The sequence below is a fragment of the Agromyces sp. NPDC056965 genome, assembly GCF_042673425.1.
Lineage (GTDB): Bacteria > Actinomycetota > Actinomycetes > Actinomycetales > Microbacteriaceae > Agromyces.
Map to the genome: position 1 here is coordinate 17,882 of NZ_JBHURI010000038.1, position 23,917 is coordinate 41,798.

Annotated in this window: 20 protein-coding genes; 6 read left to right on the plus strand and 14 right to left on the minus strand. The window is 71.2% G+C overall.

What is annotated here, in order from left to right; translation table 11 throughout:
* Position 1 precedes the first annotated feature (1 nt).
* The 8 genes from ACFTQE_RS11315 to ACFTQE_RS11350 all read right to left on the minus strand — a co-directional run bounded on the left by ACFTQE_RS11315 (position 2) and on the right by ACFTQE_RS11350 (position 9,151).
* Positions 2–1,039 carry a putative FMN-dependent luciferase-like monooxygenase gene (locus ACFTQE_RS11315; protein WP_376925157.1) on the minus strand — a complete coding sequence of 346 codons (1,038 nt, stop codon included), beginning with the start codon at positions 1,037–1,039 and terminating at the stop codon, positions 2–4.
* Complete coding sequence (locus tag ACFTQE_RS11320; RefSeq protein ID WP_376925158.1) at positions 1,036–2,727, minus strand: dipeptide ABC transporter ATP-binding protein; 1,692 nt, start codon at positions 2,725–2,727, stop codon at positions 1,036–1,038. Before ACFTQE_RS11320 ends, ACFTQE_RS11315 begins: the two co-directional genes overlap by 4 nt.
* Entirely contained in the window at positions 2,724–3,674 is a 951-nt protein-coding gene (locus ACFTQE_RS11325) for an ABC transporter permease (protein WP_376925159.1), read from the minus strand. The genes ACFTQE_RS11320 and ACFTQE_RS11325 overlap by 4 nt, the downstream gene beginning before the upstream one ends.
* Positions 3,671–4,609: an ABC transporter permease gene (locus ACFTQE_RS11330; protein ID WP_376925160.1), complete on the minus strand. Its 939-nt coding sequence runs from the start codon at positions 4,607–4,609 to the stop codon at positions 3,671–3,673. Before ACFTQE_RS11330 ends, ACFTQE_RS11325 begins: the two co-directional genes overlap by 4 nt.
* 3 nt (positions 4,610–4,612) lie before the next feature.
* Entirely contained in the window at positions 4,613–6,250 is a 1,638-nt protein-coding gene (locus ACFTQE_RS11335; RefSeq protein ID WP_376925161.1) for a TIGR04028 family ABC transporter substrate-binding protein, read from the minus strand.
* 66 nt (positions 6,251–6,316) lie between these two features.
* Entirely contained in the window at positions 6,317–7,771 is a 1,455-nt protein-coding gene (locus ACFTQE_RS11340) for an NtaA/DmoA family FMN-dependent monooxygenase (RefSeq protein ID WP_376925162.1), read from the minus strand.
* Positions 7,772–8,066: 295 nt separating this feature from the next.
* The gene (locus ACFTQE_RS11345; RefSeq protein WP_376925163.1) at positions 8,067–8,534 is read right to left on the minus strand and encodes a MarR family winged helix-turn-helix transcriptional regulator; all 468 of its coding nucleotides are present in this window, start codon (positions 8,532–8,534) and stop codon (positions 8,067–8,069) included.
* A complete protein-coding gene (locus tag ACFTQE_RS11350; RefSeq protein WP_376925164.1) occupies positions 8,531–9,151 on the minus strand; it encodes a DJ-1/PfpI family protein in 621 nt (206 codons plus the stop codon). Before ACFTQE_RS11350 ends, ACFTQE_RS11345 begins: the two co-directional genes overlap by 4 nt.
* A gap of 219 nt (positions 9,152–9,370) precedes the next feature.
* Between ACFTQE_RS11350 and ACFTQE_RS11355 the strand changes: the two genes are divergently transcribed.
* Positions 9,371–10,993, plus strand: coding sequence for a stealth family protein (locus ACFTQE_RS11355; RefSeq protein WP_376925176.1), 1,623 nt, complete (start codon positions 9,371–9,373; stop codon positions 10,991–10,993).
* A 14-nt stretch (positions 10,994–11,007) separates the two neighbouring features.
* Here the strand turns inward: ACFTQE_RS11355 and cls are convergent, their stop codons facing one another.
* Together cls and ACFTQE_RS11365 are read right to left on the minus strand one after the other, a co-directional pair.
* Positions 11,008–12,480 (minus strand): cardiolipin synthase, encoded by a 1,473-nt coding sequence (gene cls, locus ACFTQE_RS11360; protein ID WP_376925165.1) that lies wholly within the window; start codon positions 12,478–12,480, stop codon positions 11,008–11,010.
* Positions 12,481–12,633: 153 nt separating this feature from the next.
* Positions 12,634–13,590 (minus strand): phosphodiesterase, encoded by a 957-nt coding sequence (locus ACFTQE_RS11365; RefSeq protein WP_376925166.1) that lies wholly within the window; start codon positions 13,588–13,590, stop codon positions 12,634–12,636.
* 198 nt (positions 13,591–13,788) lie between these two features.
* Between ACFTQE_RS11365 and ACFTQE_RS11370 the strand changes: the two genes are divergently transcribed.
* Positions 13,789–15,360 carry a glycosyltransferase gene (locus ACFTQE_RS11370; RefSeq protein WP_376925167.1) on the plus strand — a complete coding sequence of 524 codons (1,572 nt, stop codon included), beginning with the start codon at positions 13,789–13,791 and terminating at the stop codon, positions 15,358–15,360.
* Between the two features lie 234 nt (positions 15,361–15,594).
* Positions 15,595–16,599, plus strand: coding sequence for a magnesium and cobalt transport protein CorA (locus ACFTQE_RS11375; protein ID WP_376925168.1), 1,005 nt, complete (start codon positions 15,595–15,597; stop codon positions 16,597–16,599).
* 21 nt (positions 16,600–16,620) lie between these two features.
* Here ACFTQE_RS11375 and ACFTQE_RS11380 read toward each other — a convergent pair whose 3' ends face one another.
* The 3 genes from ACFTQE_RS11380 to ACFTQE_RS11390 all read right to left on the minus strand — a co-directional run bounded on the left by ACFTQE_RS11380 (position 16,621) and on the right by ACFTQE_RS11390 (position 19,457).
* Complete coding sequence (locus ACFTQE_RS11380; RefSeq protein ID WP_376925169.1) at positions 16,621–17,103, minus strand: hypothetical protein; 483 nt, start codon at positions 17,101–17,103, stop codon at positions 16,621–16,623.
* 79 nt (positions 17,104–17,182) lie between these two features.
* On the minus strand, positions 17,183–17,602 hold the full coding sequence (locus ACFTQE_RS11385) for a DUF2809 domain-containing protein (RefSeq protein WP_376925170.1): 420 nt from the start codon (positions 17,600–17,602) through the stop codon (positions 17,183–17,185).
* 7 nt (positions 17,603–17,609) lie between these two features.
* Entirely contained in the window at positions 17,610–19,457 is a 1,848-nt protein-coding gene (locus ACFTQE_RS11390) for a DEAD/DEAH box helicase (protein WP_376925171.1), read from the minus strand.
* Between the two features lie 133 nt (positions 19,458–19,590).
* Between ACFTQE_RS11390 and ACFTQE_RS11395 the strand changes: the two genes are divergently transcribed.
* The 3 genes from ACFTQE_RS11395 to ACFTQE_RS11405 all read left to right on the plus strand — a co-directional run bounded on the left by ACFTQE_RS11395 (position 19,591) and on the right by ACFTQE_RS11405 (position 22,269).
* Positions 19,591–21,270 carry a DHA2 family efflux MFS transporter permease subunit gene (locus ACFTQE_RS11395; RefSeq protein WP_376925172.1) on the plus strand — a complete coding sequence of 560 codons (1,680 nt, stop codon included), beginning with the start codon at positions 19,591–19,593 and terminating at the stop codon, positions 21,268–21,270.
* 42 nt (positions 21,271–21,312) lie between these two features.
* Complete coding sequence (locus ACFTQE_RS11400) at positions 21,313–21,492, plus strand: hypothetical protein (protein WP_376925173.1); 180 nt, start codon at positions 21,313–21,315, stop codon at positions 21,490–21,492.
* A gap of 111 nt (positions 21,493–21,603) precedes the next feature.
* Entirely contained in the window at positions 21,604–22,269 is a 666-nt protein-coding gene (locus ACFTQE_RS11405; protein ID WP_376925174.1) for a GAP family protein, read from the plus strand.
* A gap of 259 nt (positions 22,270–22,528) precedes the next feature.
* Here ACFTQE_RS11405 and ACFTQE_RS11410 read toward each other — a convergent pair.
* A partial coding sequence (locus ACFTQE_RS11410; protein WP_376925175.1) for a HupE/UreJ family protein occupies positions 22,529–23,917 on the minus strand: 1,389 nt, incomplete at its 5' end.

Here is a 23,917-nt window from a genome sequence, read left to right on the forward strand (position 1 = left end):
GTCAGCGAGCGGATGCCGCGTGCGCGACGCCCGCGCCGGTGGGCGCGGCACTCCCCCACCCGAGCGCCGGGGCGACCTCGCGGGCGATCAGCTCGATCGAGCGCAGCACGAGCTCGTGGGGCGGATCGACGGAGTGCACCTGGAACGCCACCTCGCTCGCCTGCGCGGCGACGGTGTCGGCGGACAGCGACTCGATGACCTCGTCGACGGTGCCCACGTGCGTGTCGTACGAGGCGATGAGCTCGTCGAGCGAGTCGCCGAACGGCGGCTGCCCGGTGCGCGCGAACCCGGCGGCCGCCCGGCGCAGCCCGACTTCGGCGTGGCGACGCGCCTCCTCGCGGGAGTCGGCGACGAAGAGCGTGCGCGACGCGAGGATGCGCGGGGGCACGCCGTGCGGGAGCGACGCGAGGTACGCGTCGACGATCGGCTGCTGCAGCTCGGCGATCGACGCCCTCGGCGCATCCGCCGGCCTCGGTTGCGTGCGCGAGAGCATGAGCCCGTGGCCCGCGCGCCCAGCGCGCGTGCCGCCCGTCGCCGAGAAGGTCGCCTGCCAGACGTGGCCGAGCAGATCCCGGCCGGGCGGCTGCAGGCGGTTCGCATCGTCGCCGAGCGCACCACCGGCGAGTGCGGCCACGAGTTCGTCGACCTTCTCCGAGAACACCCGCGCGCGATCCTCCGACCGCTCGCCGAACGCGAGGAACGACGCGGGCGTCGAGCCCGAACCGAGGCCGAGTTCGGCGCGACCGCCCGACAGCAGGTCGAGCACGACCGCGTCCTCGGCGACCCGCACCGGGTCCTCGAGCGGCAGGGTCACGACGGCCGTGCCGAGCCTGATGCGCGAGGTCGACGCCGCCGCATGCGCGAGGAACACGAACGGCGACGGCAGCCCGCCCTCCGCAGCGTGGAAGTGGTGCTGGGCGACCCACGCCGAATCGAAGCCGTGGCGCTCCGCGGTGACGATCTGCTCGGTCGCGATGCGGTAGCGCTCGGCAGGGCCGGCGTCGTCGAGCAACCTGGTGAAGAATCCGATGCGGGTCATGCGAGGGCCTTTCCGGTGGATGCCGCCGACACTGCGGGGAGTGCGGCCGGCGCTGGTGGTGCTGCTCGTCGGGGAACCGCGTCGAGCAGCTCCCTCGTGTAGTCGTGCTGCGGGGCGCGGAAGACCTGCTCGGTCGCCCCGCTCTCGACGATGCGGCCGCGGCGCATGACCGAGACCGAGTGGCTGAGGCGCGCGACGATCGACAGGTCGTGCGAGATGAAGAGATAGCTGAGGCCGAGTTCGCCCTGGAGCTGCTCGAGCAGCTCGAGGATGCGGGCCTGCACGGTGACGTCGAGCGCGGACACGGCCTCGTCGAGGATGACGAGCTCGGGTTCGAGCGCGAGCGCGCGCGCGATCGCCACCCGCTGGCGCTGCCCGCCCGAGAGTTCGCCGGGTCGGTGCGAGGCGAGCTGCGCGGGCAGCGACACCCGATCGATGAGCTGCCGGGCGGATGCCGATCGCGAGCGCCGATCGCCGACGCCGAAGTTGCGCAGCGGCTCGGCGATGATCTCCTCGACCGACTGACGCGGGTCGAGCGAGGCGAACGGGTTCTGGTAGACGAGCTGCACGCGCCGGCGGAACGCGCGCCTGGCGGGCCCGGCGAGCGCCGTGACCGGTTCGCCGGCGAGCGAGACCTCGCCCGCATCGGGCGTCACGAAGCGGGCGATGATGCGCGCCGTCGTCGTCTTGCCCGAGCCCGACTCCCCCACGATGGCATGCGTGGTGCCGCGCAGCACGCTGAACGACACGTCGTCGACGGCGCGGAACGGCTCACGGCCGCGCCCGAGCGAGAACTCCTTCACGAGCCCGGATGCCTCGAGCACGAACGGGTTCTCGGCGGCGGCGACGCCCGGGTCGCGCAGGTAGAGCGGGGGCGTGGGGTGGCGGAACGCATGATCCGCGAGCCCCGGGGCATCCGCCAGCAATTGCCTCGTGTAGGCCTCGGCCGGCGCATCGAGCACCGCCTCGGTCCCGCCCTGCTCGACGATGCGTCCGTGCTGCATGACGACGACCCGCTCGGCGCGCTCGGCCGCGACACCGAGGTCGTGCGTGACGAGCAGCACCGCGGTGCCGTGCTCACGGCGCAGCTCGTCGATGAGATCGAGGATGCGCCGTTGCACGGTCACGTCGAGTGCGCTCGTGGGCTCGTCGGCGATCACGAGCTCGGGCTCGAGGGCGACGGCGTTCGCGATCAGCACGCGCTGCCGCATGCCGCCCGAGAGCTCGTGCGGGTACTGCTTCGCCCGCAGGGCGGGGTCGTCGAGGCCGACGCGCTCGAGCAGCTCGAGCACGCGGCGGCGCACGTCGCGGCGATCCCCCCGCCCGTGGATGCGGAAGGCGTCGGCCAGTTGCACGCCGATGGGGCGCACCGGGTTCAGCGACGACACCGGGTCCTGGGGGATGTAGCCGATGCGCGCACCGCGCACGCCCTGCAGGCGCGCGTCGTTCCATCGCGAGATGTCCGTGCCCGAGAGCCGGATCGCCCCGGACTCGATGCGCCCGCCGCCCGGCAGCAGGCCGAGCACGGCGCTCGACGTGGTCGTCTTGCCCGAACCCGATTCGCCCACGAGCGCGACGACCTCGCCGGGTTGCACGTCGAACGACACGTCGTGCACGACGCGACGCGGCCCGGCCGAGGTGCGGTAGGCGACGTCGAGGTGCTCGATCGCGAGCAGCGGTTCGGTCATCGGTTCCTCCCGAGGGCATGGCTGATGCGATTGGCCGAGAGCACGACGGCGACGACCACGAGCCCCGGCAGCACCGTGAGCCACCACGAGGTCGCCACGTAGTTGCGCCCCTCGGCGATCAGCAGACCCCACTCGGGCGTCGGCGGCGGAGCCCCGTAGCCGAGGAAGCCGAGGGTCGAGATCGCGAGGATCGCCGTGCCGAACTGGAGGGCGGCGAGCCCGATGACGGACGTCAACGAGTTCGGCAGCACGTGCCGGAACAGCACGGTGTGCAGCCGTGCCCCCGAGCCGAACGCCGCTTCGACGTAGTCGCTCTGCCGCACGCGGACCACTTCGGATCGGGAGAGTCGCGCGAACGCCGCGATCGAGCCGACGCCGACCGCGATCGCCGCGTTCACGGTGCCGAAGCCGAGCAGGATGATGATCGAGAGCGCGAGCAGCAGGCCGGGGATCGAGAGCAGCACGTCGACGATGCGCATGACGATCGCGTCGACCGCGCCGCCGAGCGAACCGGCGAGCACGCCGAGCAGGGTGCCGCCGACGAGCCCGACCGTGACGGCGACGAAGGCGCCCGAGAGCGAATGCACCGCGCCGTAGACGACCCTGGTGAAGAGGTCGCGTCCGAGCGCGTCGGTGCCGAAGACGTGCACGAGGCTCGGGCCCTGCAGCTTCTCGGCGGGCACGCCGCTGATCGGATCCTGCCCCGTGAAGAGCCACGGCACGATCGCCCACGCGATGACGACGGCGATGACGAGCCATGCGAGCACGAGCCCCGGTCGGATGCCGCGGAGCCGACGTGCGACCGCCGGTCGAGCAGCGCCCGATCCACTCGCCGATCCGCTCGCCGAATCCGATCCGCTCGCCGAGCCGCTCGTCGAGGCGAGCCTCGCGGCCACGTTCCCCTCGACCGGCTCGGGGATCGTGATGCTCGTGTCGGTTGCGCTCATGCCGCCACCGCCTTCCGCTTCAGTCTCGGGTCGAGCACCGGGTACACGAGGTCGACGGCGAGGTTCACGACGACGAACACGACCGCCGCGAGGATCACGATCGCCTGCAGCACCGCGACGTCCTGGTTCGCCACCGCCTGCTCGGTCAGCCGTCCGACGCCGGCCCGTCCGAAGACCGTCTCGGTGACGACGGCCCCGCCGATGAGCTCGCCGATCAGCACGCCCGCGATCGTGATCGTCGGCAGCAACGCGTTCCGTGCGACGTCCCGCCAGAGGACGCGCGCCGGGCCGGCGCCCTTCGCTCGCACGACGGCGACGAAGGGCGAGAGCTGCACGTCGTCGATCGCGCGGGCGAGCACCTGGGCGAGCGGTGCCGAGATCGGGATCGCGAGGGTCAGCACCGGCAGGATGAGGGCTTGCAGCGGATCCGCCCCGATCACCGGCACGAGCTTCAACTGGAACGAGAACACCTGGATCAGCACGATGCCGAGCCAGAACACCGGCACCGACACGAACACGCCGGGCATCGAGCGCAGGGCCTGGCGGAGCCATCCGAACGGCGCGAGCGTCGAGAGGAACGCGACCGCGACCGCGATGAGCACGGCGACGAGGAAGCCGAGCCCCGCGAGCGCGATCGTCTCGGGCAACGCGGCCCCGAGCAGCTCGTGCACGGGCGTGCCGTACTGCACCGAGTATCCGAAGTCGCCCACGAGGAATCCCGACACGGTGTGCAGGTACTGCTGCCAGGCCGGCACGTCGGCGCCGTAGCTCGACCGGATGTCGGCGATCTGCGCCGGCGACAGCCCGAGCTCGGGGCTCTCGAACTTGATCAGGATCGCATCGCCGGGCAGGGCCTGCAGCAGCACGAACGTCACCGTGAAGGCGAGTACGAGCACTACGAGCGCCTGCCCGACGCGACGTGCCAGGTAGGGCATGGCCTACTGCTTCTCGACCCAGGTGTCGTAGAACTGCGGGCGGGCGACGGCCTCGGTCGCGAACCCGTGCACGTACGGCGCGGCCCCGTACACCTGCGGCTCCTCGAAGAGCGGGATGACGTAGGCCTGCTCGGTGAGGTAGTCCTGCACGGCGGCCGAGGCCTCGTCGCGCGCGGCAGCGTCGGGCTCGGATGCCACGGCGGTCAGCAGTTCGTCGAGCTTCGCGTCGTTCGAGAGCAGGGTGTTGCGGTTCTTCGTGAAGTACTGGCTCTTGATCACGTCGTTGTCGGCGCGACCGACCATCGAGTGGTAGAGCGGGGTCTTCAGCGGGTCGAGGATGTCGGCTGCGTAGCTGCCGGCATCCGCCGCCTTGACGTTCAGTTCGACGCCGATCTTCGCGAGCTGCTGGCTGACGAGCTCGAGGGTCTGCTTCGAGAGCGGTTGCGGCTTCGCCTCGTACACGGTGAGCGAGAGCCGCTCGCCGTCCTTCTCGCGGATGCCGTCGGCGCCGACCTCCCAGCCGGCCTCGTCGAGCAGTTCCTCGGAGAGGTCGGGGTCGAAGGCGAGTTCCTTCGACTCGTCCGTGTAGCCCGCCGCGGTCGAGGCGAGCTGCGACGTCGCCACGGGATAGTTCTCGGTGAAGATCGTGTCGACGACCTCTTGCGCGTCGACGCCGTGCACGAGCGCCTGGCGCACGCGAACGTCGCTCAGCAGCGGGTTCGTGAACCGCAGGCCGATCGAGTTGTTGACGCCCCGGGTGGGCGCCGCGACGACCTCGAAGCCCGCGCCCGAGACCTGCGCCTCGTCGAACGCCTGCACGTAGCGGATCACGTCGGCCTGGCCGGCGAGGAGCGACCCGATGCGCACGCTGTCCTCGGGCGTCACGACGAGGTCGATCGCGTCGAGGTGGGCCCGACCCTGGTGCTCGAACGACGGCGGCGCCCAGTCGTAGTCCTCGCGGGCCTCGAGGTGCAGCGTCGTGCCGATCTCCTCGTCGGTGATGACGAACGGACCGGACCCGATGATCTCGGTCGACGAACCGGCGCCGAAGTCCTCGAGCTTGCGGTCGAGGGTCTCGGGCGAGAGGAGGCCCGAGTTGATCGTCGAGGTCGCCTGGAGGAAGCCCGGCGCCGGCGCCGAGAAGTGGAACGTCACCGTGTCGTCGTCGACGACCTCGCTCGAGGCGTAGTTGTTGATCGCCTCCGAGACGGTGAGGCCGAGCTCGGCGTCGCCGAGGCCGTAGGTGTCGAAGTTCTTCGCGACGGCCGCGGCGTCGACGACGGTGCCGTCGGAGAAGGTCGCGTCGTCCCGCAGCTCGAAGGTGTACTCCGTGGCATCCGCGTTCACCGTCCACTCGGTCGCGACCCACGGCTGGATCTCGAGCGACTCGGGGTCCTGCCAGGTGAGGCGGGCCGTGATGTTGTTCACGATGCCGCCGTTCGGGTAGAACCCGGCCTGCGGCGGGTAGAGCGTCGTGTGCGCCTGGTGCTCGAGGTAGGTGAGCGTGCCGCCCTCGACGGGGTCGCCGCCGGCGGCGGCCGGTGTCGTGCCGGAGGGGGTGGCGCACGAAGCGAGCAGCGTCGCCGCGGCGAGCGCGGCAGCGCCGGCGACGATGAGGCGACGGGTGCGTGGCGTGGGCATCTGGTGGTCTTCCTTCGATCGGGAACGGATCGTGCGAGCACCCCTGGTGGGGGTGTCCGGTTGAAGCTACGGATGTCTCCTGGCGCTCTCAACCGGGCTGCGACCCGCGCGGTCACGGGGTGAAACGACGCGCAACGCGGTGTCACCGGGCGTCACGTGCACGTTGTCGGGGCGCCCCAGACCGAGGTGGTCGCGCAGCGTCTCGCCCTCGTACTCGGTCGGAAGGACCCCGCGCCGCTGCAGCTCGGGCACGACCTGGAACGCGAACGCCTCGAACTGCTGCGGCTGCACGGCCGAGAGCACGTTGAACCCGTCGACGGCCCCGGAATCGCCCCACGCCTCGAACTCGGCGGCGATGTCGTCGGCCGTGCCGACGATCATCGAGGCGTTGACCGAGGCGGCGACGACGAGGTGCCGCAGGGTCGGCGGCCGCTCACCCGATGGGCTCCGCCCGGTGCGCTCGGCGACGATCTCGACGAGCTCCTGTCCGGCCGCGGTGAACTCGGCGACGAGTGCGGGCGTCACCGAGCGGTCGGGTGAGAGCCCCGCGAGGTCGACCCCCACGAGCTGGGAGAGCTGGGCGAGCGAACGGTTCGACGGGAACGCCGGGGGCGGCCCTCCGGGCCAGTCCTCGGCGATCTGCACGAGCTCGCTGAGCTCGTCGGCGATCGACTGCGCATGCTCGCGCGTCTCCCCCACGATCGGCAGCACGGGCGCGATGACCTTCAGCGTGCGGTCGTCGCGGCCCGACTCGAACGCGAGCGAGCGCAGCTCCTCGCGGATCGCGATCGCCTGCTCGCGGTCGCCGACGGCGACGAGCGCGAGGTCGGCGCTCTGCGCGGCGAACAGCCGGGATCGCGGAGAGGTGCCGGCGTGCACGATCGGCAGGTGACCCTGCACGGGCCGCGCGACGTTCAACGGGCCCGTCACGCTGAGGTGCTCGCCGTGGAAGTCGGTGGCGTGCAGCTTCTGCGGGTCGAGGTACACGCCGCTCGAGGCATCCGCGATGATCGCATCGTCTTCGAAGGAGTCCCAGAGTCGGCGGAGCACGATCTCGAACTCGACGGCGCGGTCGTAGCGCGACTCGTTGGCCGCGTGGAAGTCGAGACCGTGGTTGCCGGCGGCGCGCGGCTCGGCGCCCGTCACGAGGTTGAGTCCGGCCCGGCCACCCGAGAGCAGGTCGATCGACGCGGTCGATCGGGCGAGCGTGTACGGATCGGAGTAGCTCGTGTTCGCCGTCGCGATGAGCCCGATGCGACTCGTCACCCCGGCGAGGTAGGTGATCGCCGAGATCGGGTCGATGCGCGCCACGAGATACGGGTCGCGGAACTCGAGGTCGTGCCCGGTGGCGAGCCAGTCGCCGAAGAAGAGGTAGTCGAGCCGCGCCTCCTCTGCGACCTCGGCCGCGCGTCGCAGCACCGCCGCGTCGCCGCGCGGGTCGCGATGAGCCCCCGGATACCGCCAGCCGGACGGATAGGCGCCGATGGCCCTGACCATCGCGCCGATGATGAGTCGTGTCATGTTTCGACCTCCTGGCCTCGACGCTAGGGAGGCCGGGTGGATGCCGCGAGGGTCGCCGTCACACGTGTCAACGCGGGGTCACGCGGGGTCACGCGGCGTCACCGAGGGGCCGTCGCACGGGTCGATCTGAGCTCGTGCGATTTCGAGGAGATCTGCAATTCCGAGGGCGGGTCGGCGGCCGATCATCCTCGGGATTGCCGATCTCCTCGCACCACCAGCGGGTGAGCACAGCGGCCGCGGGCACCGCGAGCCCATGGCCGCCATACTTCCGGGCTCGGTCTCGCCGCCGCCGACGTCAGGCGGCGGCGCCGCGCACCCGCCGCGAGGCGTCGACGACGCGCAGCAGCGTCGCGAGTGCGGCCTGCAGCTCTGCCGTGCCGACCTCCGCACCGACGGCATCGGCCCAGGCGCGCTGGGCCGCACCGAGGCGTTCGACGGCCGCCCGCCCGTCGGCCGTGGGCCGCAGCAGTTTCGCGCGACGGTGCCGCGGGTTCTCGTCGTACTCCGCCCACCCCCGCTCCACGAGGAGATCAGCGGTGCGCTGCACGCTCTGCCGCGCGAGCCCGAGGCCGACCCGTCGGGCGATCTCGGCCACCGGGAGCCCCTCGCCGAGCGTCGCACCGAGCACCTGCCACTGCGCTGGGGTGAGCCCCTCGGGTCCCGCGATGTCGCGAGCCGCCTCGAGGAACTCGCCGTTCAGCTCGAACACCGGCAGCACGAGCTCGGTGAGGGCATCGCCCGCGACGGTGCGTCGGGTGGTCATTCGGCACCCACGAGCGCATCGAAGTATCGGCGCTCGCCGGTGGTGTAGAGGCCGTACCAGGCGTCGATGACCGACTGCGACATGGCGCCGAGCTCCTCGAAGATCGCCTTGGCGAACTCGAGCGGAGACGTCGCGCCCGCCGTGATCACCCCGCCGTCGACGACGGCGCGCTCATCGGAGTAGAGGCTCGCCCCGCCGTACTCGCCGGCCATGGCCAGGAAGTCGGGGGCGTTGCTGGTGTGCCGCCGCCCGTCGAGGAGGCCGGCCCGGGCGAGGCCGAGGGTGCCGCCGCAGATGCCGGCGATCGGGGTACCCGATGCGGCGAGACGGGAGGCGAGCGCGAGCACCTGCTCGTGCCCCTCGCCCCAGCTGTCGGCGCCCGGGAGGACGAGCATGGCGATGTCGTCGGGGTCGAGGCCGGCGAGCGCGATGTCGGGACGCACGTGGAGCCCGCCCATCGTGTCGACCTCGGCCGCGGTCTCGCCCGCGGTCACGAGCCGGATCGCACCGCCGGCCATGCCCAGCCCTGCGGTGAGGTAGCCGTACTCCCAGTCGGCCATGGTGTCCGTGGCGTAGAGCACGACGAGCTTCTCGTTCGATTCCTTGTTTGTCAGCATGCTGTCATTCTCCTCTCTTGACAGCATGCTGTCAAGAGAGCGAGTGGCGTGGGCCCGCGCGCTCTGCGCTGCGTACAATCAGAGCACTGCGCACCTCGCGCCCACCCACCCCCTGGAGGCCACTGCTTCGTGACGAGACCCGACCGCGATCGAACCCCTGACCGGCAGCAGCACGACGGACACGCGTTCGCGAGGAGGGAAGCGACGCCCGCCCCGCCGATGCGGCTCTCCGATGCGTCCGAACTCGTGCTCGTGGCATCCGCCGGTCGGGCGCTCCGCTTCGATCGCGACGACCTCGTGCTGCGCAAGGGCCAGTACGCCCTGCGGAACGGGCACATGACGCCGCAGGAGTCGATGGTCGAGGACCTGCTCGCACTCGGCGCCGCGCTCGACGACGCCGAGATCCCGTTCCTCCTCGTTCGCGGCAACGACGACCGCCCGATCATCGCCGTCGACCGCGCCGAGCGCAAGGCCGTGACCCGCGCCTTCGCCGAGGCGTTCGCCGACGAGCCGTTCTACGCCGCGACCCTCGCCCCGAAGCGCGCCGCGGAGACGCACCCCGTGCTCCTGGCCGACGGCCGGCTCTCCGCCGGACGGAAGCCGACCCTGCTGCGCGTCTACCGCCCCCGAGTCGAACCGATCGGACGCCTCCGCTACGGCAGCGAGACCGGCGTGCAGCTCGAGTTCTGGCGCTTCGGCGACGAGACGATCGAGGCGCCCGCCGAGAACGTGCTGATGCGCCGCACCCTCCAGCGCTCCGAGACGACCGACGACGTCGTGCACCTGCACGGGCGCGACTGGCCGACCCTCGAGCACATGTGGGAGCCGCTCGCGAGCGACGTCGACTTCGAGATCGACATGGTCTTCTCCTGGGTCGACGGCTCGAGCGAGGAGTTCATCCGCGAGCGGGCCAAGCGCATGCAGAACTACGTCGTCGGCGAGGGCGACGACTCCGAGGCCCGCTACCGGCAGATCGACGAGCTGAAGTACGCCCTGCGCTCGGTGCACCTCTTCGCGCCGTGGGTGCGCCGCATCTTCATCGCGACCGACTCGGGTGCGCCCGCCTGGCTCGCGAAGCACCCCAAGGTCACGATCGTGCCGAGCGAGGCGATGTTCGCCGACACCTCGGTGCTGCCGACGCACAACTCGCACGCCGTCGAGAGCCAGCTGCACCACATCGACGGCCTCGCCGAGCACTTCCTCTACTCCAACGACGACATGTTCTTCGGTCGCCCGCTGAGCCCGTCGCTGTTCTTCTCGCCCGGCGGCATCACGAAGTTCGTCGAGGCCGCGACCCGCATCGGCCTCGGGTCGACCCACCCCGGTCGGAGCGGCTTCGAGAACGCCGCTCGGGTCAACCGTGCGCTCCTGCGCGAACGGTTCGGCAAGGTCACGACCCGGCACCTCGAGCACTGCGCCGCTCCGCTGCGCAAAAGCGTCATGGCCGAGCTCGAAGGGGCGTTCCCCGAGGAGTTCCGGCGCACGGCGGCGAGCCGCTTCCGCTCGGCGACCGACATCTCGGTGACGAACTCGCTGTACCACTACTACTCGCTGCTCGCCGGGCACGCCGTCGCGCAGACCGATGCGCGCGTCAAGTACGTCGAGACGACGCTGCGCCAGGCCCTGCCCGCGATGAAGGAGCTCCTGAAGCACCGCGATCACGACATGTTCTGCCTGAACGACGGCAGCTTCCCCGAGATCTCGGTCGAGGAGCGCACGGCGGCCGTCATCGACTTCCTCGAGCGCTACTTCCCGTTCCCCGCCCCGTGGGAGAAGGCGGCGACGGATGCCTCGGAGCAGGCGGGCGCCGCGGCATCCGCTGCCCACGACCGCATCGCCTGAAGCAGCCGCCGCGGCTACTGCAGCGCGGAGGTGAGGCGCGCCACTCCGTCGAGGAACGTCGCCGACCCGGGCTCGCGATCCCACTCCTCGAGGGTGAGCTGGCGCCCCGCGTCGCGGTAGCCCTGCTCGACGGCGCGCATCTGCTCGACGAACGAACGACCGCGCACGAGCAGCGACACCTCGGAGTTCAGGCTGAACGAGCGGATGTCCATGTTGCTCGACCCGATCACGGCGACGTCGTCGTCGATCGAGAGGTGCTTGGAGTGCAGGATGTACGGCCCCGGATAGAGCCAGATCTTCACACCGGCCTGCAGCAGGTCGCGGTAGTACGACCGCTGCGCGTGCCAGACCGAGCCCTGGTCGCCGATCTCCGAGACGAAGAGCTGCACGTCGAGCCCGCGGTAGCAGGCCGAGGTGATCGCGTAGAGCATCGCCTCATCGGGCACGAAGTAGGGACTCGTGATGATGGCCTGTCGCTGCGCCGAGTTGATGAGGGTGAGGAAGAGCCGCAGGCCGTTCTCGGCGTCGTAGCCGGGGCCGCTCGGCACGACCTGGCAGACGAGCGCGTCGGATGCATCGTCGGCGGGCACGGCCGCGGCCGGCACGTTCTCCTCATCGCCGAGGATCTCGTCGGTCTCGAGGTACCAGTCCGACATGAACACGGTGTTGATCGCGGTCACGACCGGTCCGGTGACCCGGGTGACGAGCTCCTGCCACATGAGCCCGCGCTTGATGTTCTTCGGCGAGTTGTAGCTGCGGGCGATGAGGTTCTGCGACCCCATGAAGCCGACGAGCCCGTCGACGACGACGAGCTTGCGGTGGTTGCGCAGGTCGGGTCGCTGGTACTGGCCCTTGCGGAGGCGCACCGGCAGCATCGAGCTCCACTTCGCCCCGATGCGGTCGAGTTCGGCGTACGTCGCGTCGTGGTCCGCCGTGCGCTTGGTCGCCACCGCGTCGAGCAGCACGCGCACGGTGACCCCGCGCTGCACCGCACGCTCCATCGCCGCGAAGAACCCGCGCGTCGTGTCGTCGAACGAGACGATGTAGAACTCGACGTGCACGAACCGGGCTGCGGTGTCGATTTCGGCGGCCATCGCGTCGATCGAGGCCTGGTAGTCGCCGATGAGCTCGGCGGTGTTGCCGCCGACGGCGGGCAGGGCACCGAGCGTGCGGTTCTGCTCGGTGAGCGTGGCGAACCACTCCGGCCACGTCGCGCGGTCGGGGGTGAGGTCGACGCCCTCGGTCTTCGCGGCGATCATGGCGTTGATCTCGCGCTGCTTCTCCCGACGCCGCTTCGGCAGCTTCACGCTGCCGATCAGGAGGAAGAACAGGATGCCGACGAAGGGGATCAGGAAGATCGCGAGCAGCCACGCCATTGCGGCGGTCGGCTTGCGCCCCCGCGGCACGATGATCAGCGCGGCGATGCGGATGGCGAGGTCTGCCAGGATCAGCAGGCCTCCGATGATCGCGGCGAGCTCCGTGCTCATACGCCACCTCCCCAGGTCGTCTGCTCACCTCGCGCACGTGCAGGGCCGCTGCGTTCGGGAGAAGTCGTCTGAGTATGGCATTCCGCTCCGATCGCGCGGAAGGACGCGCGGAGGAACGGGAGGCCCGGTCGTCGGCGCGCGCGCTCGCGGCCGTCAGCCCGCGAGCACCGGGATCGGCATGGTGAACGGCGGGTCCTTCGGCACCGGAGCGGTCGCGGCATCCGCGATGCCGATGCCCGAGGCCGCGAGGCGCCGCGCGCTCTCCTCGGCGTCGATCCAGTCGAGCGCGGCATACGACCCGAGCGGCACGACCGAGTGCAGCACCGTGGTCGGATACACGTGCACGAGGTTGAAGGCGCGTGCGCCGTCGCGGCCGCGCGTGCCGCCGACGGGCACGTTGAGGTCTTGCGTGTAGCAACTGGCCGAGGCCACGGAGACGGGCACTCCCGCGAACGTCGCCGTCGAGGAGTAGTGCAGGTGACCGGCGATGATCGAGCGGATGTCGCTGCCCTCGACCACCTCGGCGAGCCCGCCCTGATCGCGCAGTTCGACGGCCGCCGCGAGGTCGAGCACGCTCGGCACCGGCGGGTGGTGCATGGCGAGGATCGTGCCGTGCGGCGCGGGAATCGAGAGCTCCTCGGCGAGCCAGTCGAGCTGCTCAGGCGCGACCTCGCCGTGGTGGTGCCCGGGCACGGTGGAGTCGAGCGTGATGATGCGCAGCCCGTTGACGTCGTCGACCCGGTCGACCGGGCGCACGCCGCCCTCGGCGCCGGCACCGCGCTCGCCGAGCAGCCCGCGACGGAACGCCGCCCGCTCGTCGTGGTTGCCCATGACCCAGATCACCTGGGCGCCGAGCCGATCGGCGACGGGGTCGACGATGCGACGGATGCGGTCGTACGCGTCGGGCTCCCCCTTGTCGGCGAGGTCACCGGTGAAGACGATCGCCTCGGGCCTGCCGCCGGATGCCTCGAACTCCTCGAAGAGCGCCTGCAGGTGCCGCTCGCTCGCGACCCGGTCGTAGAGCCTGCCGCCACCGGCGAGCACGTGGGTGTCGCTGATGTGGAGGAGGAAATGGTCCGGCCGGGGGTACTCGGCCGTACGGCTCGTCACGATTCATCCCATCGATCGGTGAAGACGCGCAACCTCGGGCGTCCTGGCATGGACACTAGCCGACCACGCCCGCCTGAACGGCGCATGAACGCGGCCTGTGCCGAAGCCCGGCACCGCCCGTTCGGCCTTCAGGACTCTCGGAGACCTCGTGGCTACGCTCGGAGGCATGTCAGACCCGCGCAGGACAGGGGGTTGCGGATGACACGAATCGCGCTGCCCGACGGCCGGCACTTCGCTGTCACCTGGTCGATCCCCGATGCCTTCGGCGGCATGACCGACGCGATGCTGCGGCGATCGGCGGCGTTCCACCGCGTCGACGGCGTCGACGTCGACGTGCTGACGTTCGACACCCGCCCCGACACCCCCGACGTCGAGCTGGCGCTGCGCGAGCGAGGAGCGCTCGCGCCCGGCGTGCGCATCACGAACCTCTACGACTGGCTCCGGCGGCATCCGCTGCCCGGCGGTTCGCTGCGCCTCGATCGCGACGCGTTCACTCCGCTCGCACCCGACGATGCGGGCGAGGTGCGGCAGCGGGGCGACCGCGTCATGAGCCGGTCACGGCTCGATGCCGACGGCAACGCCCTGCAGACCGACCACTACCGCGACGACGGCACGCTGCTCCTCTCCGACCGGCACGACACCTCCGAGCGCGGCGTGCTCGGCGGGCGATCGGTGGTGCTGTGCGACGGCGAGGGGCGACCCGTGCGTTCGTGGCGTCGCCTCTGGACCCTGTACCGGGCCTGGCTCGACGCGCTGACCGCCGGCGAGGCGAGCTTCATGATCGTCGACAGCAAGACGATGGCGCCGTTCATGCTCGAGTATCGGCGGGCGCACGTGGTGACCGCGCACGTCGTGCACGCCTCGCACCGCGCGACGGCCTCGGCGATGGCGAGCGATGCGCATCCGATCCGGCTGTCGCGTCGCGACGTGCTCGAGCGGCTCGACGACTTCGATGTCGTGGCCGTGCTCTCGCGGCGGCAGCGCGACGACCTCGAGCAGATCATCGGCCGGCACGACCACCTCGCCGTGATCCCGAACCCGAGGCCGCTCGCACCCGACGACGCCCCTGCGCGCGATTCGTCGCCACGAGACCCCGCCCGCGGCGTCGTGCTCGCCGCACTCACCCGGCGCAAGCGCGTCTCGCACGCGATCGCGGCCGTGCAGGCGGCCAACGCTCGAGCCGGCGTCGACGTGCGCCTCGACGTCTACGGCGACGGCGAGAGCCGCCCGGCGCTCCAACGCCGCATCACCGACCCCGCGGCGATCGAGCTCCACGGATTCGACCCCGACGCGCGCCGGCACCTCCCCGACGCGTCGTTCCTCCTGCTCACCTCGCACTCCGAGGGGTTCCCGCTCGTGCTCGTCGAGGCGATGGCCGCCGGCTGCCTGCCGATCGCCTACGACATCCCCTACGGCCCGGCCGACCTCATCCGCGACGGACGCAACGGCTTCCTCGTGCCGCCCGGTGACATCGACGCGCTCGCCGCTGCGATCGAGCGGCTGCAGCGGATGTCGCCGCGACGCGTCGCTCGCATGCGGGCCGCCGCCGTGCGTACCGCGAGCCGGTTCGACGAGGAGCGGGTGACGCGGATCTGGGCCCGAGAACTGCGCCATGCGGAGGTGCGCAAGGAGGTTCGGCGCACGGCGCGGTTCGGCCGGGCACGGGCCGCTGCATCGCGGCTGCCCCTCCCCCGGCCGGTGCGGACGGCCGGGGTGACCGTCGTCTCGGCGATCGACCGCGCCGCGCGACGCCTCGGGCGTGTGGGCTAGACTCTGCCGTCGGGCCTGCGAGCGAGAGGCCCCTGATGCGAGAGGCGGTGAGGGCGATGGCCGATCATAGTACCGACGCTGCCACCGCTGCTGCGTCGTCGCTCCGTTCCCGCCTGCGCTGAGCCCTGCTCGCCCACGCAGGAACCGCGTTCCGATCCGCACCGGCTGGCGGCGTCAACCGCTCACCTGCCGAACCCGGCGCGCTGCCGCGCGCCCTGCGAGAACGGATCGCTCATGTCACCACTGGTCGACAACGGCGTCTACGTCGACGGACGTCGCGTCGAGACGCCCACGAACCTCGACGACACCTACCGCCTCATGGACGACCATGACGGCCTCGCCTGGATCGGGCTCTACCGGCCGAGTCCGCGCGAAGTCGCCTCGGTCGCCCGCGAATTCGACCTGCATCCGCTCGCCGTCGAAGACGCGCTCACGGGCCACCAGCGGTCGAAGCTCGAACGCTACGGCGACACCCTCTTCGCCGTGCTGCGACCCGCGCGGTACCGCGACGAGCTCGAGACGGTCGAGTTCGGCGAACTCCACCTCTTCGTCGGCCCCGACTTCGTCGTCACCATCCGCCACGCCGAGTCGCCCGACCTCGCCGCCGTGCGCCGGCGCATGGAGTCGAGCCCCGAGCTGCTCGCGATGGGTCCGGAGGCCGTGCTCTACGCGATCCTCGACGAGGTCGTCGACGAGTACGAGCCGGTCGTCGCGGGTCTCGAGAACGACATCGACGAGATCGAGGACCAGCTCTTCGGCGACAGCGACGACGACGCACTCTCGCGGCGCATCTACGAGCTCTCGCGCGAGGTGATCAACTTCCAGCGCGCCGTGCAGCCGCTCGCGGCGATGCTCGAGTGGCTGCGCCGGGGCTCCGAGAAGTACCGGGTCGACGTCGAGCTGCAGCGCTCCCTCCGCGACGTGCTCGACCACGCCATCCGCATCAACGAGCGGGTCGGCTCGTTCCGCGCCATCCTCGACAACGCGCTCACGGTGCACTCGGCCCTCGTCGCGCGACGCCAGACCGACACGAGCCTGCGCCAGAACGACGAGATCAAGAAGATCTCGTCGTGGGCGGCGATCATCTTCGCTCCGACCCTCATCGGCACGGTCTACGGAATGAACTTCGACGTCATGCCCGAGACGCACTGGGAACTCGGGTATCCGGCCGCCCTCGCCGCGATGGTGCTGTTCGGCGTGGGGCTCTATGCGGTGTTCAAGTTCAAGAAGTGGTTGTGACGCCGCCGCGGCACCGACCCGTCACTTGGGCTTCTTCGGCCCTCTGCCCTGACCGGGGTGGTCGTCGTGCTCTTCGGGCGCGACCGTCGGCTCGGCCGGCTCGTCGTCGACCACGACCGGCGGCTCGATGACCTCCTCGGGTACCGGGGGCGGCGGCGCAACCGGCGTCGGAGGCGCTGAGGTCGGCAGCACCGGGCCGTACGGGCTGGGTGCTGCCGGCGACGTCGAGGTCGGTCGCGGCTCGTCGATCGACGTCGACGCCTCGTTTCCGGACGCACCGCCGGCGGGAGCCTGCATCATGGCGATGCCCGCTGCGCCCATGCCGACGACGGCGAGACCGGTGAGCGCGACCATCGCGCCGATTCGGTGACGGCTGAGCCAGGCGCTGGATGCCGCCAGGTACGGCAGCACGGGCTCGAGCATCGCGTCGGCGCGGGAGGCGGGTGCCGCTCGTCGTCCGCGAGGGCGTCGCGGAGCCTCATCCGGCCCGTCGTGTTCGGACACCGGCGCCCTCCTCTCCGTCGCGTCGAGGACGCGTCCGTCAACGACAGTACCCAACCCGCTGGTCTCGAATCGAGACGGGTCAGTCGTCGGCGACGGGCGAGACGACGACGCGCTCGGTGCCGACCAGCACGACCTGCACCGCGAACGCGAGCACGGCGCCGCCCGCATAGGCGAGCAGGTCGATCGGGTCGAATGCGCTGCCGAGCAGCAGGCGAGACGGCGGGAAGGCGTCGACGACGAGTTGCGGCAGTGCGGTCAGCTGCAGCAGCTCGACCGCCGTCGCGAACCCGAACGCCGCTGCCGCGCTGCCCGCCGCGCCGAGCCGCGGAAGGATCGCGCGCAGCAGGCAGGCGATGAAGACGATGTAGACCACGCTGCCGAGCACGTCGATGACGGGCGTGCGCTCGAGGAGCTGCAGGCCGAGACCGACAGCGAGGCCGACCGCCGCGGCCGATCCGCTCCGCACCCGGATTCCGCGCGAGTCGGTCGGCGGCGCCATCCGCGGATCAGCCCTTGTGACGCGGCTTCCGGAACGGCTTGCCGCCGTCGCCATCGCCGCCGCGGTCGCGGTCGCGGTCGCGGTCGTTCGACCGTCGCGCGGGGGCGCCGCGGTCGGGGCGCAGCTCGATGAGCCGGCCCGAGATGCGGGTGGCGTCGAGTCGTTCCAACGTCTCCTGCGGCAGGTTCGCCGGGAGCTCCACGAGCGAGAACTCCGGACGGATCTGGATGGAGCCGAAGTCCTCGCGGCTGAGGCCGCCCTCGTTCGCGAGTGCACCGACGATCTGGCGCGGCTCGACCTTGTGGCGCTTGCCGACCGCGATGCGGTACGTCGCCATGGGACCGCTGTTCGGGCGCTGGCGCCGCTCGGGGCGGTCACCCCGGTCCCCGCGATCGAAGCGGTCGCCGCGATCGCGGTCGCGACGGTCACCGCGCTCGGGCCGGTCGACGCGAGCCGGGCGATCCGACCACTCGCGCTCGGCGCGGCGGGGCGGCTCGGGCTCGAGGAGCAGCGGCGACTCGCCCTGCGCCACGACGGCGAGGGCGGCCGCGACATCCGCTTCGGGCACGTCGTGGTTGCGGACGTAGTGGGCGATGATGTCGCGGAACCCGTCGATGCGCTCGCTCTGGTCGAGTGCCGCCGTGATGCGGTCGTCGAAGCGCGCGAGGCGCGTGACGTTGACGTCGTCGACGCTCGGCAGCTGCATCTGCACGATCGGCTGGCGCGTGGCCTTCTCGATGCGGGCGAGGAGGCTGCGCTCGCGCGGCGTGACGAAGCTGATCGCGTCGCCCGTGCGACCGGCGCGACCCGTGCGGCCGATGCGGTGCACGTAGGGCTCGCTGTCGGTCGGGATGTCGAAGTTCACCACGTGGCTGATGCGCTCGACGTCGAGGCCTCGCGCCGCGACATCCGTGGCCACCAGGATGTCGAGCTTGCCCGACTTCAACTGGTTGACGGTGCGCTCGCGCTGCACCTGGGCGATGTCGCCGTTGATCGCGGCGGCCGAGTACCCGCGGGCGCGGAGCTTCTCGGCGAGTTCCTCGGTGACGCTCTTCGTGCGGACGAAGACGATCATGCCCTCGAAGTTCTCGACCTCGAGGATGCGGGTGAGCGCGTCGACCTTCTGCTGGTACGACACGATGAGGTAGCGCTGGCTGATGTTCGCCGAGGTCTGCGTCTTCGTCTTGACGGTGATCTCTTCGGGGTCGTGCAGGTACTGCTTCGACATGCGGCGGATCGCCGCGGGCATGGTCGCCGAGAACAGGGCGACCTGCTTGGTGTCGGGAGTGTCGGCGAGGATCGTCTCGACGTCTTCGGCGAAGCCCATCTTCAGCATCTCGTCGGCCTCGTCGAGCACGAGGTACTTGAGCTCCGAGAGGTCGAGGGTGCCCTTGTCGAGGTGGTCCATGATGCGACCCGGGGTGCCGACGACGATGTGCACGCCGCGGCGCAGCGCCGAGAGCTGCACGCCGTAGCCCTGACCGCCGTAGACGGGCAGGATGTGCACGCCCTTGAGGTGCGAGGCGTACTTCTCGAAGGCCTCGCAGACCTGCAGCGCGAGCTCGCGCGTCGGGGCGAGCACGAGGGCCTGCGGGGTCTTCTGGGAGAGGTCGAGGCGCGAGAGGATCGGCAGCGCGAACGCGGCCGTCTTGCCGGTACCGGTCTGGGCGAGTCCCACGACGTCGCGCCCGGCGAGGAGCGACGGAATCGTCGCGGCCTGGATGGCGGAAGGGGTCTCGTAGCCGACGTCGGCGAGGGCCTTCAGGACCGCGCCATCGAGTCCGAGGTCGGAGAATGTCGTCGCGGCGGGCTCTTCTGGAGCCTCCACCTCGACCGGAGCTTGGTCAGCAGTCACGCTTCAGGGTAGTCCGTGGAGCTGGGAGAACGCAGCTCGGGGGCTTCGGGCATCAATCGAACGACGCATTGGCGCCGGGTTCCGCTGGGCCTACGGTGGGAATCGACGGGGAGACCCGACGGGGGGACTTGAGATGAACAGCACTGCCACCGCGCCGGAAAGCACCGGCGCACGGCGATGGGTCGGACTCGGCGTACTCGCCGCAGCGCTCTCGATGATCGTGCTCGACGGCACGATCGTGGGCATCGCGCTGCCGACGATCATCACCGACCTGAAGCTCGACTTCAGCGAGGCGCAGTGGGTGAACGGCATCTACTCGGTGATCTTCGCCGCGCTGCTGCTCACCGCCGGGCGGCTCGGCGACCGCCTCGGCCGACGCCGCGCGATGGTGGCCGGCATCCTGGTGTTCCTGGCCGGCAGCCTGCTCGCGGCGCTCGCCACGGGCGGCACCTCGCTCATCCTCGCCCGCTTCGTGCAGGGCATCGGCGGCGCGTTCATCCTCCCGACGACGCTGTCGACGGTCAACGCCACGTTCCGCGGTCGCGACCGCGCGGTCGCGTTCGGCGTCTGGGGCGCCGTGATCTCGGGCGTCGCCGCACTCGGACCGCTGCTCGGCGGCTGGCTGACGCAGTCGTTCGGGTGGGAGTGGATCTTCCTCGTCAACCTCCCGTTCGGCGCGATCATCCTCGTCGCGACCTTCCTCACCGTGCCCGAGACGCGCGCCGTCATCACCTCGAAGGGCCTCGACGTCGACGGGCTGCTCCTCTCGGCGATCGGCTTCGGCGCGCTCGTGTTCGGCCTGATCGAGGGCGGCTCGCTCGGCTGGTGGGCGCCGAAGCAGCAGTTCGAGGTCTTCGGCTGGACCTGGCCGACCTCGTGGCCCATCTCCCCCGTGCCGGTGGCGATCGCGATCGGCCTCGTCGCCCTGGTGCTCTTCTTCTTCTGGGAGCGGCATCGCGCCAGAAACGGCCGGTCGGCGATCCTCGACGTGCACCTCTTCTCGGTGCCCACCTTCACGTGGGGCAACCTCGTCGCGATGTGCGTCGCGATCGGCGAGTTCGGCATCCTCTTCGTGCTCCCCCTGTTCATCGTGAACGCGCTCGGCCTGTCGACGCTCGCGGCCGGCTTCGTGCTCGCGGCCATGGGGCTCGGCGCGTTCGTCTCCGGCGCCATGGCCCGCCACGTCGCCGAGCGGTTCGGGGCGCCGACGGTCGTCGTGATCGGGCTCGTGCTCGAGGTCGCCGGCGCCGTCTTCGCCGCAGTGCTGCTGTCGTCGGAGATGAACGCCTGGCTGCTCGCCGCGGTGCTCGCCCTCTACGGCCTCGGCCTCGGCCTCGCCTCCGCCCAGCTCACGGGAACGGTGCTCGCCGACATCCCGCCCGAGGAGTCGGGCCAGGGCTCGGCGACCCAGAGCACCGGTCGGCAGGTCGGCTCCGCCCTCGGAACGGCGATCATCGGCGCCGTGCTCGCGGCAGGGCTCGCGGTCGCGCTTCCGGCTCAGGTCGACACCGTCGAGGGCGTGCCCGCCGCGGCATCCGAGCAGATCGTCTCCGCGACGGAGGAATCGGCCGGCGGCACGATCCCGCAGGTGCGCGCTGAGGGCACCGACGGCCAGCTCGGATCGGCCGGCCCCGCGGTCGCCGATGCACTGGCCGACGGCATGGCGGATGCCTCGCGCTGGGCGCTGCTCGCGGCCGCCGGGTTCCTCGTGCTCGGCGGGGCGTTCGCGCTGCGCCTCCGGGCGGTGGCGAAGCGGTCGAGCACGGCATCCGGAGGCGACTCCCAACCGGTTCGGGTCGATCCCGCGTCATGAATCCGGCCGCCCTGCATCTCTCAGGTGAAGGGGGGCCGAAACATGTGGGGCAGGCGCAAGCAGCAGGGTCCGGTCGAGCACGTCGAGTTCGTGACCTCGATCGACGGCGGCCGGACACCGGTGCGGTGCGGCTGCCCGCGCGATCTCGACCACGACCGGCCGACCTCGACGGCGCTCGCGGCATCCGGTACCGCCGTCGACGCGTACGCGTTCGCCGCCTGAGCTCGGGCTCAGACCTCCGGGCTGCAGCCGCCCGCCTCCGCTATCGTGTGCTCAGCGGCGCGCCGTGAGCGGGCAGCCGGGGGCACGCCACCAGTCAGGGGGTGCAGCGGAATGCTGCAGGCGATAGGGCACATCCTTCCGATCGCGTTGGCGGTCGCGCTCAGCTCGGTGCCGCTCATGGCGACGATCGTGATCCTGCTGTCGCCGAAGCGGGACTCCGCCGCACCCTTCCTGATCGGCTGGGTGCTCGGCATGGCGGTGCTGGTCGTCATCTGCACCGTCTCGGCGCAGGCCGTGCCGACCCCTCGTTCCGCGCGACAGCCCGATGTGGCGGTCGGCGTCGGCGAGATGCTCGTCGGCGGGGGGCTCATCGTCATCGGGATCATCTCGTGGCGGCGAGCCCGCAGGAACCCCGCCGAGAGCATGCCCGCCTGGCTCGGCAAGATGGAGTCGATCAGCCCCTGGAGCGCGTTCGGGCTCGGGGTGGCGCTGAACATCCGTCCCAAGGAGATCCTGCTCGCGCTCGCCGCGGGCCTGGCCATTCGCGGTGCCGGGCTCTCGGGCACCGAGGCGGCGATCGTGATCCTCGTCTACACGCTCATCGGCGCGTCGACCGTGGCGGTGCCCGTCATCGCGACGCTCATCGACGCGAAGGGCATGCAGCCGAGGCTCCTGAAGATGAAGGAGTGGCTCATCCGCAACAGCCGGGTGGTCACGTCGCTCATCCTGCTGATGGTCGGCGTGTTCATCATCGGCAGCGGCCTCGGGCGGCTGTGACACGGCACGACCGGCTCCGGTCGCCCAGCCATTGGCCGTGTCGGCGAGGAGATCGGAACGGACTGGCCATCGTGTCCATTCCCAGACGGTGCCGACCGCCCGTACGCTCGACAGCCCGTAGCAGAACAGGTCCCCATGTCCCACGCGATCACCGACGATCTCCCCGCCATCCTGACCGAGTGGGCCGACGAGTCCTGGGTGACGCCCGAGGGCAACATCGTGCTCGGCTACAACTGAGCGCAGACGAGCCGCGCTCGGGTCAGCCCGCGCCGAGCAGCCGTTCGACGAACCAGAAGAGTCCCACCACGGCGACGGCGAGCTGGATCCACACGGGGCCGGCCGGCAGTCGACGGCGGAGCAGCACGAGGAGCGGGAACGCCACCGCGATGATCAGGAGCTGCGTCAGCTCGATGCCGACGTTGAACACGAGCAGCGCGCCGAGCAGGCCCCACGAGAACGGTTCCTCGATGCCGAGCGCGCCCGCGAACCCGACGCCGTGCACGAGCCCGAATGCGAAGACGACTGCGACCCGGACCACGTCCTCTCGACTGAATCCGCGCGTCGGCACGAGCACGGCGGGCCGCACCGCCACGGGTGTGCGCTGCAGCAGCGCCGTTCCGCCCCGTGCCGAGGCGGGCGCGGCAGCGGATGCCTCGGCAGCACCGCTCCCGCTCGGAATCCGCCCCGTCGAGCCCGTCGGCCGCAACCACAGCATCGCCTGGCCCGGCTCGCGCCGAGACACCCAGACGTTCCAGAGCGCCACCGCGGCGATGGAGAAGGCGATGATCGGTTCGACGATCACTGCGGGAACGCTGACCAGGCCGAGCGCGGCGGCCACGAACGTCATCGAGTGGGCGACGGTGAACGCCGTCGCGACGATGACGATGTCTCGCAGGCGCCGCGCACCGGCGATGAGCGCCAGCAGGAACAGGAGGTGATCGGGGCCGAAGAGCAGGTGCTCCGCCCCGAGCACGAGGAACTCGCCCATCCGGGAGCCCCAGTCCTGGGACGTCGTCATCGTCGGGCTCTCGTCGGTGTCGAGGTTCGCGACGCCCGAGCCGGAACGGAGGTCGTAGCTCACGATGGTCGTCGTCATGCCGCCAGGCGCGGTGCCGGGGAACAGCTCCGTGCTGATCCGGTACACGGCAGGCGCAGCGCCGACCTCGGCCCGGCAGTCGGCGTCGATGACGAGCCGAGCATGCGGCACGCCGTCTCGCATGGTGATCGCGTACGGTTCGACGAGCGCGTTCGGGCATGATGCCGCCTCGGCCGGGGCGTTCGTCTCGCCCGGCTCCTCCGCCTCGCCCGCCTCGCCCGCCTCGACGGCGATCGAGTACCGCGGCAGGACGTAGCCGAGCACGGTGTCGGAGTGCCGATCGAGCACGGCGGTCGTGAGCTTCGACGGATCCCGACCCGAGGCCTGCACATCGGCGTAGGCATCGGCTTCGAACTCGGAGTCGTCCATCTCGCGCGCGCCGTCGGTCGCGAGCAGCACGTACTCCACCTCGAGCACGGTGCGCACGAGGCCGGGCTCGGGCTCGGTGACCGTCGCGAACACCGTCGCGGCGTAGCTGTGCGCGGCGGCGGGTGCGGCCGGCACGAGGAGGGCGAGGGCTGCGACCGCGAGCAGGAGCGCGCGCACGAGGCG